Annotated in this window: 11 protein-coding genes and 1 pseudogene; all 12 read left to right on the forward strand. The window is 39.0% G+C overall.

What is annotated here, in order from left to right:
• Positions 1–790: pseudogene (locus QNK26_RS10275) on the forward strand (phosphoglucomutase); the annotation flags it as partial.
• Between the two features lie 465 nt (positions 791–1,255).
• Positions 1,256–2,683 carry a cytochrome-c oxidase, cbb3-type subunit I gene (gene ccoN / locus QNK26_RS10280; protein ID WP_319222704.1) on the forward strand — a complete coding sequence of 476 codons (1,428 nt, stop codon included), beginning with the start codon at positions 1,256–1,258 and terminating at the stop codon, positions 2,681–2,683.
• Positions 2,684–2,697: 14 nt separating this feature from the next.
• Positions 2,698–3,300 carry a cytochrome-c oxidase, cbb3-type subunit II gene (ccoO, locus tag QNK26_RS10285; protein WP_319222706.1) on the forward strand — a complete coding sequence of 201 codons (603 nt, stop codon included), beginning with the start codon at positions 2,698–2,700 and terminating at the stop codon, positions 3,298–3,300.
• A 10-nt stretch (positions 3,301–3,310) separates the two neighbouring features.
• Positions 3,311–3,502, forward strand: a complete 192-nt coding sequence (locus QNK26_RS10290) for a cbb3-type cytochrome c oxidase subunit 3 (RefSeq protein WP_319222707.1) — start codon at positions 3,311–3,313, stop codon at positions 3,500–3,502.
• Between the two features lie 12 nt (positions 3,503–3,514).
• Positions 3,515–4,426, forward strand: a complete 912-nt coding sequence (gene ccoP / locus QNK26_RS10295) for a cytochrome-c oxidase, cbb3-type subunit III (protein ID WP_319222708.1) — start codon at positions 3,515–3,517, stop codon at positions 4,424–4,426.
• 96 nt (positions 4,427–4,522) lie between these two features.
• Positions 4,523–5,014, forward strand: a complete 492-nt coding sequence (locus tag QNK26_RS10300) for a FixH family protein (protein WP_319222709.1) — start codon at positions 4,523–4,525, stop codon at positions 5,012–5,014.
• Complete coding sequence (locus QNK26_RS10305; RefSeq protein ID WP_319222711.1) at positions 5,014–7,407, forward strand: heavy metal translocating P-type ATPase; 2,394 nt, start codon at positions 5,014–5,016, stop codon at positions 7,405–7,407. The genes QNK26_RS10300 and QNK26_RS10305 overlap by 1 nt, the downstream gene beginning before the upstream one ends.
• Entirely contained in the window at positions 7,407–7,586 is a 180-nt protein-coding gene (ccoS, locus tag QNK26_RS10310) for a cbb3-type cytochrome oxidase assembly protein CcoS (RefSeq protein WP_319222712.1), read from the forward strand. Before QNK26_RS10305 ends, ccoS begins: the two co-directional genes overlap by 1 nt.
• Positions 7,576–8,262 (forward strand): sulfite exporter TauE/SafE family protein, encoded by a 687-nt coding sequence (locus tag QNK26_RS10315; protein WP_319222713.1) that lies wholly within the window; start codon positions 7,576–7,578, stop codon positions 8,260–8,262. The genes ccoS and QNK26_RS10315 overlap by 11 nt, the downstream gene beginning before the upstream one ends.
• 44 nt (positions 8,263–8,306) lie before the next feature.
• Complete coding sequence (locus QNK26_RS10320) at positions 8,307–9,053, forward strand: FNR family transcription factor (RefSeq protein WP_319222715.1); 747 nt, start codon at positions 8,307–8,309, stop codon at positions 9,051–9,053.
• Positions 9,054–9,289: 236 nt separating this feature from the next.
• Positions 9,290–10,198: a universal stress protein UspE gene (gene uspE, locus QNK26_RS10325; RefSeq protein WP_319222716.1), complete on the forward strand. Its 909-nt coding sequence runs from the start codon at positions 9,290–9,292 to the stop codon at positions 10,196–10,198.
• Between the two features lie 118 nt (positions 10,199–10,316).
• Positions 10,317–11,246: a tRNA 2-thiocytidine(32) synthetase TtcA gene (gene ttcA / locus QNK26_RS10330; RefSeq protein WP_319222717.1), complete on the forward strand. Its 930-nt coding sequence runs from the start codon at positions 10,317–10,319 to the stop codon at positions 11,244–11,246.
• Positions 11,247–11,397: the final 151 nt, after the last annotated feature.

The following is an 11,397-nucleotide window of genomic DNA, read 5'->3' on the forward strand; positions in this document are numbered from 1 at the left end:
ACCTTATGCAATGGCAAGTTTGATTAGCTTAAAACATCATTTAGACATCGCCATTGGTAATGATCCCGATTATGACCGCAAAGGTATTGTCACTAAAAGTGGCTTGATGAATCCAAACCATTACCTTGCAGTTGCAATTCAATACTTATTTACTAACCGCACAAACTGGCCGGTAAATGCAAAAGTAGGTAAAACACTTGTATCAAGCTCGATGATTGACCGTGTAGCAGCTAAGATTGAACGCCCTCTTTGTGAAGTACCTGTTGGTTTTAAATGGTTTGTTGACGGTTTACACAATGCAAGCTTTGCATTCGGTGGCGAAGAAAGTGCCGGAGCATCATTCTTACGCACAGACGGCACTGTTTGGACAACCGATAAAGACGGTATCATTTTAGCACTATTATCTGCAGAGATACTTGCGGTAACAGGTAAAGATCCAGCGCAGCTTTATGCAGAACTGACCGAAGAGTTTGGTTCACCTGTTTACAACCGTATTGATGCGCCCGCTTCATTTGAAGAAAAAGCAATTCTATCTAACTTGTCACCAGAACTCGTTCAAGCAAAAACCTTAGCAGGCGAAACAATTACCGCTAAATTAACCAATGCACCAGGTAACGACGGTAAAATTGGTGGCTTAAAAGTGACAACTGAAAATGGTTGGTTTGCGGCTCGTCCATCTGGCACAGAAGCGATTTACAAAATTTACGCTGAAAGTTTTAAAGATGAAGCTCATTTAGCGTTAATCTTAAGCGAAGCGCAAGACATTGTATCAGCCGCTTTAAAAGCTTAAGGTCGATTTAATCACCCACAAGCTAAAAGTTTAGTTGTTAACTAGTATAAGCATTAATTGAAAGGCTAATCACTCATTTTATAGTCAGAGTGGTTAGCCTTTTTTACTAACAAGCCAGCAACAACGCCAGTACATCTTCATCAGCTCTCTTCATTGCTTATACACACTGTCATATATTTTGGTGTTTTCATCGTTTACGATTGCTTGATCCTTGTCAATTCACACATCGAAATTACATTTTAAAGCTGTTTTTTATTGATCTAAATCAAACTGATTATAACACTCTATTTTTATAACGTTTTTAACAATATAACAAACAAATTCCGCTGTTAATGTTACGGAAAATCGCGTAATATCCCCATCTGAGTATGACTGTCAATTTAGATTACCTAGATTTACACATATTCTTTTTGGGTATTCACGCATCAACAGATGTTTAATTATTCGTAGCACCGGAAGCAAAATATGAGCTCTCATTCACCTATAAAAACTGACTATAACTATAAAGTTGTACGACAGTTTACTGTGATGACTGTTATCTGGGGTATTGTTGGAATGTCAGTGGGTGTGCTAATTGCAGCACAGCTAATCTGGCCTGCACTAAATTTCGATACACCTTGGTTAACTTATAGTCGTCTTCGTCCCCTACACACCAATGCAGTAATTTTTGCATTTGGTACTTCGGCCCTAATGGCAACATCTTTTTATGTTGTTCAACGTACGTGTCAAGCGCGCCTATTTGGCGGCGTTTTACCTGCTGTTGTATTTTGGGGTTGGCAACTAGTTATTCTTTCAGCTGTTATATCATTACCACTCGGTTATAACACAACAAAAGAATACGCAGAACTTGAATGGCCGATTGATATTTTAATCACGCTCGTTTGGGTTGTTTATGCGGTTGTATTCTTCGGCACCATCATTAAACGCCAAACGTCGCACATTTATGTTGCGAACTGGTTCTTTGGTGCATTCATCTTAACCGTTGCTGTTTTACATATTGTAAACAGTGCAGCGATCCCACTGAATATGATGAAATCTTATTCTATTTATGGTGGCGCTATCGATGCAATGGTTCAGTGGTGGTACGGCCACAATGCCGTTGGCTTCCTGCTAACAGCTGGTTTCCTAGGTATGATGTATTACTTCGTTCCTAAGCAAGCAAACCGCCCTGTTTACTCATACCGTTTATCAATTGTTCACTTCTGGGCATTAGTATCGCTGTACATTTGGGCTGGTCCTCACCACCTTCATTACACAGCACTACCTGATTGGACTCAATCAGTTGGTATGGTTATGTCGTTAATTCTATTTGCTCCATCATGGGGTGGTATGATCAACGGTATCATGACGCTTTCCGGCGCATGGCATAAACTACGTTATGACCCGATCCTACGTTTCCTAATTGTGTCTTTATCTTTCTACGGTATGTCTACGTTTGAAGGTCCAATGATGGCAATTAAGAGTGTAAATGCACTATCGCATTACACTGACTGGACTGTTGGTCACGTACATTCAGGGGCGCTAGGTTGGGTTGCAATGGTATCTATCGGTGCTATCTACCACTTAATCCCAGTGTTATTTAACCAAGGTCGTATGTACAGCGTTAAGCTGATCAACGTTCACTTCTGGTTAGCAACTGTTGGTACTGTACTTTATATTGTCGCAATGTGGATCTCGGGTGTAATGCAAGGTCTGATGTGGAGAGCGGTAAATGCTGACGGTACTTTAACGTATAGCTTCGTTGAATCACTTCAAGCTTCATATCCATTCTACTTCGTACGCTTCATTGGTGGTGTGTTCTTCCTGACTGGTATGTTATTAATGGCATACAATGTCTTTAAGACAATCTCAGCAGCTGATCACTCAATCAAAGCTGACGCTGAAGCGGCATAGAAAGGAGATATCTTATGAAACATGAATTAATTGAAAAGAACATTGGTTTATTAGCAATCTTCATCGTCATTGCGATCAGCTTTGGTGCTATGGTTGAGATTACACCACTGTTCTGGCAAAAAGATACAACGGAACCGCTTGATACTCTACGTCCTTATACGGCGCTAGAGATGGAAGGCCGTGATATCTATATGCGAGAGAACTGTGCTGTTTGTCATAGTCAAATGATCCGTCCTTTCCGTGCCGAAACAGAGCGCTATGGTGCATACTCTGTTGCTGGTGAATCTGTTTGGGAGCATCCGTTCCTATGGGGTTCTAAACGTACTGGTCCAGATCTAGCCCGTGTTGGTGGTCGTTATTCTGATGATTGGCAACGTGCGCATTTACTTGACCCGCGTAGTGTTGTTCCTGAGTCAAACATGCCTGCTTTCCCTTGGTTGGCTGAAAATGTATTAGATGGTTCAGAATCTGCTGCGAAACTGAGTATCTTTAAAGATTACTTTGACGTTCCTTACACAGATGCTGATATTGCTGGTGCAGAAGAAGCTGTTAAAGGTAAAACTGAACTAGACGCATTGGTTGCTTACCTGCAATCATTAGGTCATGCATTAAAATAAGGTGTAACTTATGGATTACGGTACATTTCAAGGGGTTTATACCCTAATACTAATGGCCATTTTTATCAGTATAATTGCTTGGGCTTACAGCAAACGTCAAAAAAAGTCGTTTAATGAAGCTGCTAATTTAGTATTTGCTGATGAATCAGTCCACAGTGATTCACTTAATGGAGAGCAGAAAGAAAAATCTGCTCGTATTTAGGAGTTTATGATTATGAGTACTTTTTGGAGTATTTGGATCACAGTGATCACACTAGGCAGCATCTTTGGTTGCTTAGCCTTACTTTGGTACTGTAACAAGAATGATACAGGCGTTAAAGAAGGCGAATCAATGGGTCACTCTTTCGATGGTATCGAAGAGTTAAATAACCCATTACCAACATGGTGGAAGTATTTATTTATTTTCACTTGTATTGGTGGTTTTATCTATTTCGCGCTTTATCCAGGTCTAGGCAACTACAAAGGTTTACTTGGCTGGACTAGTACTAACGAGTATGAGCGTGAAGTTGAATCAGCTGATGTAAAATATGCTGCTGTATTTAACAAGTTAGTAAAAACAGAAGAAAGTAACTTTACTGAATACCGTGAAATTACTGACATTGCTAAAGACCCTGAAGCAGTAAAAGTAGGTCAACGCCTATTCTTACAAAACTGTTCCCAGTGTCACGGTTCTGATGCTCGTGGTGCAAAAGGCTTCCCTAACCTAACTGACAGTGCTTGGTTATACGGCGGTAATCCTGCTGATATCAAAGCGACTATCATGCACGGCCGAGCTGGCGTAATGCCGGGTTGGTTACCTGTATTAGGTGATGAGAAAGTTGATCAAGTAACAACGTATGTTGTTGGTTTATCAGGTCGTAAAGTAAATGCACGTGAAGCAGCTGCAGGTAAAGAAGTATTCCTTCAAACTTGTTCAGCTTGTCACGGCGCAGATGCTAAAGGCATGACTATGCTAGGTGCTCCAAATCTGACTGACAAAACTTGGTTGTACGGTGGCTCACGTAAAGCTATCGAACAAACTGTTAAGTATGGTCGTAACGGTGTAATGCCAGCATGGAGTCACATCCTTGGTGAAGATAAAGTAATGCTATTAAGCAGTTATGTTTACAGTTTAAGTGTAAAGTAACGTAATAGTGTTAATTTAAAGCTCCATTTACCGAATGGAGCTTTTTTTTTTGCTATAACTTTGTTAAATTTCACCTTTCCCTTCTTGGAGCTCACAATGAAATCTTATTGGTATAAAGAACCATGGTTCTGGTTCGTTATCTTCTTTCCTGCGCTGTCCGTCGTAGCTGGTACATCTACCTTTTTTGTTTTTCAAAATAATCAACCGGATATGGTTTCTGATGATTACTATAAAGATGGTAAAAAGATTAACCAAGACCTAACTAAATATCATGAAGCATTAGCACGAAACATTACTTTTTCGCTTAAATTCGAAGACGGTTTCGCGGTGTTCAAGCCAGCAACTGGCGACATGAAAGAAAATGAAGCGCTTAACATTTCATTCTTCCACGTAACGTTAGCAAAACATGATATTTCAGTACTCGCGACCGCATTTGGTGATGGTAGTTATCGCGTAGAGATCCCTGCAGACATGCTACAAGGTAAATGGCGTGTACGTGCAGAGTCATTTGATGGCGCGTGGCGTGTACAGGAATATGTTCAATATCCAAATGATTCTGAAATTAAGTTAGACGGCGAGCAAGACTAATGTCAAACGGTACTGATTGTTATCACTGTGGTGAAGTCGTTTTAACGGCAGATAAAAATAAATATAAAGTGTACATTGCGCCAGAAGAACGTGAAATGTGTTGTCCAGGTTGTCAATCTGTCGCTGAAATGATAGTTGGATCAGGGTTAAGTTCTTATTATGAACACAGGACTGACTTATCCCCCACAGCAAAACAATTAGTACCTGATGAACTACTTCGATTAGAAATTTATGATGATAATGAAATTCAAGATGAATTTGTTTATCAAGATGGTGAAATAAAAGAGATCACCTTGACTGTCGAAGGACTATCTTGCGCGGCATGTGCTTGGTTAATCGAAAGAAGCTTCCGCAGTACTAAAGGTATCCATTTTATCAATGTAAATGCGACCAGTAATCGTATTGCGATCAAGTGGGTCGATGAACAAATAAAACTCAGTGATATCTTAAAACGAATTAGTAAACTCGGTTATAGCGCCTCCCCTTTTCAAGCCGACCAGCATGAGTTGATGTATAACAAGCAACTTAAGTCTTATTTTAGGCGCTTAGGTTTAGCTGGGTTAGCAACCATGCAAGTTATGATGTTTGCTGTGGCCCTGTATTCAACTTGGTTTGGTGATATGGAAGACATGTACCGTGAACTATTCCGGTGGGTAAGTCTAATCGTTGCTACACCGGTATTGCTCTATTCGGCACAACCTTTTTATTCCAATGCACTACGTAATATACGAACTCGAACGCTCGGTATGGACGTCCCCGTTTCCATCGCCCTACTCGGTGCTTATACAGCCTCAGCATATGCGACAATGACAGGCACCGGTGAAGTATATTTTGAATCTGTTTCAATGTTTACTTTTTTCTTATTGTTTGGCCGTTACCTTGAGTTAAGAGCACGTAAGAAAACATCAGAGCTCAGTGCCAACATGGCTAAGCTTATCCCTAATATGGCACTGCGTGTAAATGACGATAAATCAGAACAGCTTATTCCGACTAAACAACTTAAAATAAATGACTACGTTATTGTTAAAAGTGGTGAAGTGGTCCCTTGTGACGGCATTATTATGAATGGCGAAACAAGTGTCGATGAGTCAATGCTTACTGGTGAGTTTTTACCTATTGTTAAATCAATCGATAGCGGTGTTTATACCGGCAGCCTCAACGTAGAACAAACAATTACGGTGTGTGTGACTAAAACACATAAACATAATTTAATTTCAGAGATTATTCGCTTACAAAATACTGCGGAGTCTTCTAAACCGCAAATTTCTATTTTGGCCGATCAAATATCTCGTTATTTCGTATTAGCATTGTTAATAATCTCTGCTGGTACTTATCTTTTCTGGCTAAACTATGCGCCCGAAAAAGCCTTTTGGGTCACCTTGTCGGTGCTTGTAGCTACCTGCCCTTGCGCCTTATCGCTGGCTACACCGACTGCATTGACCTGTGCAACAAGTTTTCTCTCTCAACGTGGCATTCTTATTCGTAAAGAGCACGTGCTTGAATCACTTACCAAGATTGATGAGATCGCATTTGATAAAACCGGTACATTAACTAAAGGGAAGTTTACCCTTACTAGTATCAAATCTGATGGTGAACTTTCTGAGGATGAACTGTTACGTATGGCTACGTCACTAGAGCAGCATTCAACGCACCCTATTGCATCTGCGTTTAAATCGAGCAGCGATAAAATTCAATTTGATACGACAGAAAATCATATCGGTTTAGGCATTTCAGGTATGGTTGATGGTAGTCACTATAAGATCGGTTCTGCTAAATTTACCGAACAAGTCAGTTCAGAGTTGGATGGTAAAGAAATAGTGGTTTATTTAACGAAAAATGAGCAACTTATCGCACGTTTTTATATTCAAGATGAAATGCGTGATAATGTTGCGACAACATTAGATTATATTGCTGAGTCTGGCTTAGCGGTTACGCTGTTAACCGGTGATACTGCAAACAATACCAACAAAGTAACTGCAGGCTTAGCGATTTCGAATAAGAAAACAAGCCTATCACCAGAGGGAAAACTTGCTTACATTAATGAACAGCAAGCAAATAACAAAATGATGTTAATGGTGGGTGATGGTGTTAATGATGCTCCTGTTTTGAGTGCCGCGACAGTCTCAGTGGCCATGGGAGAAGGCTCTGATTTAGCTAAAAATAGTGCAGATGTGGTGTTATTAAGTACTGATTTTATCGCAATGAAATATATGCTGGCTACTGCGACAAAAACATATAAAATAATCAAACAAAACTTAATGTGGGCGCTTGGTTATAATTCATTAATTTTACCGTTAGCAATCTCAGGAAGTGTACCTCCGTATATAGCGGTGATCGGTATGTCACTTAGCTCACTGTTAGTTATTGGCAATTCATTAAGGTTGTTGAAATAATGGAAATTATTTTTATGTTAATCCCAATAGCGATGATTTTTGTCGCTATTGCAGTGGGTATTTTCTTTTGGGCTGTTAAGTCAGATCAATTCGAAGATTTAGAACGTGAAGGCAGTAATATTTTGTTTGATGATGATGATAACAACAACGAATCGAGTGTCGTTAAACATGATAAGTAATTTAATCGCAGCATTTATGATAGGTGTGTTAGGTGCGGGTCATTGTATTGCAATGTGTGGTGGAATTTCTGGTGCGATCGCGCATGCAAACAAGCAATCTTCAGGGCCTAATTCGCTTACCCCACTTTTTTATAATTTAGGCCGAGTCAGTAGCTATACGTTAATCGGTGCTATCGTTGGGTATACAGCGCAGATTGGATTAAACTTTGGCGCAGGTTATGATCTATTACTGATACTGCGTTTTATTTCTGGTGTTACCCTAATTCTAATTGGTTTATACATTGCACAGCTTAATTCTGCGATACTCCAACTAGAAAAAGTTGGACGCTTAGTTTGGGTTTACATTCAGCCACTTGCGCGACAGTTTTTACCATTAAAGACACCCTACCATGCCTTCCCATTAGGATTTTTATGGGGTTGGTTACCTTGTGGCTTAGTTTATTCTGCATTAACACTCGCTTTATCTAGTGGATCGGCATTAGACTCGGCACTAACCATGTTTGCATTCGGCTTAGGAACCTTTCCTATTATGTTTTTAGTGGGGAGTTTATCAAGTAAATTCAACAGCTTAATACAGAGTTCTAAGTTTAAGAAGTGTAGTGGTTTATTACTCATGTTATTCGGTTTACATGTTATTTATATAGCAATAGTACAATTAAGTGCTTCTGGTATATAAATTTGCTACAATATTGACATATATCAAAAGAGTTTATTGGAATTATGGCCTTAGATAAAAAGATACCAACACGACCAGCTGCTTCAAAGAGTGAAATTCACTGCCAAAATTGTAGTATTAGTCAACTATGTATACCATATTCTTTGAATGATTCGGAGCTAGATTCTCTAGATCAAATTATTGAACGTAAAAAACCGTTTCAAAAACACGATGAAATCTTCAAAGCTGGTGATAAGGTCAAAGCGCTTTATGCTATTCGCTCAGGTTCTGTTAAATCATATACAATCACAGAGCAGGGTGATGAACAAATTACCGGTTTCCACCTTGCTGGTGATCTAATTGGTTTTGACGCATTAAGCTCTGGCATTCATCCGAGTTTCTCACAAGCTCTTGAAACATCGATGGTTTGTGAAATCCCTTATGATACACTTGATGAGTTAATTGGTAAAATGCCAATGTTACGCCGCCAAGTGATGCGTTTAATGAGTGGTGAAATAGCTGCTGACCAAGAAATGATTTTATTATTAAGTAAAAAGAATGCTGAACAGCGTCTTGCTGCTTTTTTAAATAACCTTTCTTTACGTTTCTCTGAACGTGGTTTCTCAGCTAAAGAGTTCCGCTTGACGATGACGCGTGGTGATATTGGTAACTATTTGGGCCTTACTGTTGAAACAATTAGTCGCTTACTTGGTCGTTTTCAAACAAGTGACATGATTGAAGTAAAAGGCAAATACATCAGTATTATTAATCGTGAAAGCTTGGCTTTACTTGCTGGTAAGAAAGAGTCTTAGTATGTAGCTGTGAGTTAGCTCCCCTACCTCACAGCTTTTATCTACAACCGCTATACTATTCCCCTCCTGCGTTAATCTGCATTTACAACTACATCTCTAATTCTATAAAATAATTCTGCATTTATGGCATCTATCACAAATTGAGATATAGTTAGGTAAGTAAGATTATTGATTTTGTATAATCAATATAATAAACATATACTTAATCTATATTCTATTGTTATCAAGGAGCCTTTATGAATAAATATAAAAATATTCTAGTGGTTGCAGACCCAGTTAATACACCACAAGTGGCATTATCACGTGCTTTGTATCTTGCTTCTCAGCAAGATGACGTTTCTATTTCTCTGCTTCTTGTTATCTATGATCTCTCTTATGAACTCACCTCACTATTTTCAAGTGATGAGCGTGAGTCAATGCAGGACGCGATTGTTTTTGAAGAACAAAAATCATTTACAGCCCAGTTAGAACAAGATTATCCCAATGCTAAAATAAATTTAACGTTGGTTTGGCATAAACGCCCATTCGAATCGATCTTAGAACAAGCCGAGCGCAATAATCACGACTTAATTGTAAAAAGCACGCATAACCATAATAAGTTAAGTGCAGTGATGTTTACACCAACAGATTGGCATTTATTACGTAAAAGTCAGTGCCCTGTTTTATTAGTAAAAGAGCATGAATGGCCAGTCGATGGTAATATAGTCGCTGCAATTCAGGTGCTTGAAAATACTAGCTTAAGTTCTGATGATAATTCGATTAACCAACGAATTATACAAGAAGCAATTGAATTAAAAGAGTTATTGAATGCAAACGTACATCTAGCCAATGCATACCCTAGTACACCAGAGCATATTTCTATTGAGATCCCCAATTTTGATGCGCTTGCTTATAATCGTGAAATAGAAGAACATCATAAGACCGCTATGTATAATCATGCACAGAAATTTAATATTGCTAAAGAAAATGTACATATACAATCGGGTGCACCTGAAGATGTTATCGCCGATATCGTGCAAGATGTGGATGCCGAATTAGTCATTCTAGGCGCACCAACACGTAATGGGTTTTCTGCATTTTTAATCGGCAATACTGCAGAGATGGTTATTGATTCGATTAACTGTGATCTTTTAGCCTTAAAATGATTACAAAATAATAACCTAGAAACTTAAGCGTACAGTACGCTCTAGCACCGGAACTTGCTTTTCCAGACTGCTTGGGTATACTGCGCAGCTTACAGCAATATTTATCCTGAGTGTCCGAATGAATCCTGAAAATTTTACCGCTTTAGAAAAAAAGCAATTTGCGAAACTGCAAAAAAAGCTGCGCCACGAAACAGGTAAAGCAATCATTGATTATAATATGATTGAAGATGGTGACAGAGTCATGGTTTGTTTGTCTGGCGGCGCTGACAGTTTTACGATGCTCGACATTCTTCTTCAATTACAAGCAGCTGCACCAATCAGTTTTGATATCATTGCGGTAAACTTAGATCAAAAGCAGCCGGGTTTCCCTGAAGATATTCTCCCTCGCTACCTTGATAACCTTGGTATTGAATACAAGATTGTTCAAAAAGATACTTACAGCATCGTTAAAGAAAAGATCCCTGAAGGTAAAACAACGTGTAGTCTTTGCTCTCGTCTACGCCGTGGCATTCTTTATAACGCAGCTGTTGATTTACGTGCAACAAAACTGGCACTGGGTCATCACGCCGACGACATCGTTGAAACGCTATTTTTGAATATGTTTTATGGCGCTAAAATGAAAACGATGCCACCAAAATTAATTTCTGATGATAAGCGTAACATTGTTATTCGTCCGCTAGCATATTGTCGTGAAGCTGATATTAAAGCGTACTCAGCGTTTAAAGGATTCCCAATTATTCCTTGTAACCTATGCGGTTCACAAGAAAACTTACAACGTCAAGCCGTCAAAGCTATGCTCGCCCAGTGGGATGAAGCAAATCCTGGACGTGTAAATAATTGTTTTAACGCGATCCGTAACATCGTTCCAAGTCATCTGGCAGATACTAATGCTTTTGATTTTGTAAACATGGATCTAGAGCGTGCAGACGAATTAACTGAGTTCGATACTGCGTTTGATAATGAAATTGAAATGGTACCTGTTGAAACATCTAAAACCGGTGTTGAAAAATTTGATCCAAGCGAAGCGATTACGGTTATTGAATTATAAAAATATCATTCATTATTGTTAAATTAAAAAAGCACTGCATTCATGCAGTGCTTTTTTTTAGTTAAAATTTGATCGGGAATTATTTATAGGGTCTGATCAAATTTCAGTGAGTGGCACCAAACGCAACGGCTGCTTACTGAATTTAATACCC

Source organism: Moritella sp. (assembly GCF_033791185.1).
Classification (GTDB): Bacteria; Pseudomonadota; Gammaproteobacteria; order Enterobacterales; family Moritellaceae; genus Moritella.

What these genes read in the sequence shown, in the direction of transcription:
- ttcA (WP_319222717.1), top strand. Translation starts at nt 10,317, where the DNA reads ATGAATCCTGAAAATTTTACCGCTTTAGAAAAAAAGCAATTTGCGAAA.
- QNK26_RS10315 (WP_319222713.1), top strand. Translation starts at nt 7,576, where the DNA reads ATGATAAGTAATTTAATCGCAGCATTTATGATAGGTGTGTTAGGTGCG.
- QNK26_RS10320 (WP_319222715.1), top strand. Translation starts at nt 8,307, where the DNA reads ATGGCCTTAGATAAAAAGATACCAACACGACCAGCTGCTTCAAAGAGT.
- ccoN (WP_319222704.1), top strand. Translation starts at nt 1,256, where the DNA reads ATGAGCTCTCATTCACCTATAAAAACTGACTATAACTATAAAGTTGTA.
- ccoO (WP_319222706.1), top strand. Translation starts at nt 2,698, where the DNA reads ATGAAACATGAATTAATTGAAAAGAACATTGGTTTATTAGCAATCTTC.
- QNK26_RS10290 (WP_319222707.1), top strand. Translation starts at nt 3,311, where the DNA reads ATGGATTACGGTACATTTCAAGGGGTTTATACCCTAATACTAATGGCC.
- QNK26_RS10305 (WP_319222711.1), top strand. Translation starts at nt 5,014, where the DNA reads ATGTCAAACGGTACTGATTGTTATCACTGTGGTGAAGTCGTTTTAACG.
- QNK26_RS10300 (WP_319222709.1), top strand. Translation starts at nt 4,523, where the DNA reads ATGAAATCTTATTGGTATAAAGAACCATGGTTCTGGTTCGTTATCTTC.
- ccoS (WP_319222712.1), top strand. Translation starts at nt 7,407, where the DNA reads ATGGAAATTATTTTTATGTTAATCCCAATAGCGATGATTTTTGTCGCT.
- uspE (WP_319222716.1), top strand. Translation starts at nt 9,290, where the DNA reads ATGAATAAATATAAAAATATTCTAGTGGTTGCAGACCCAGTTAATACA.
- ccoP (WP_319222708.1), top strand. Translation starts at nt 3,515, where the DNA reads ATGAGTACTTTTTGGAGTATTTGGATCACAGTGATCACACTAGGCAGC.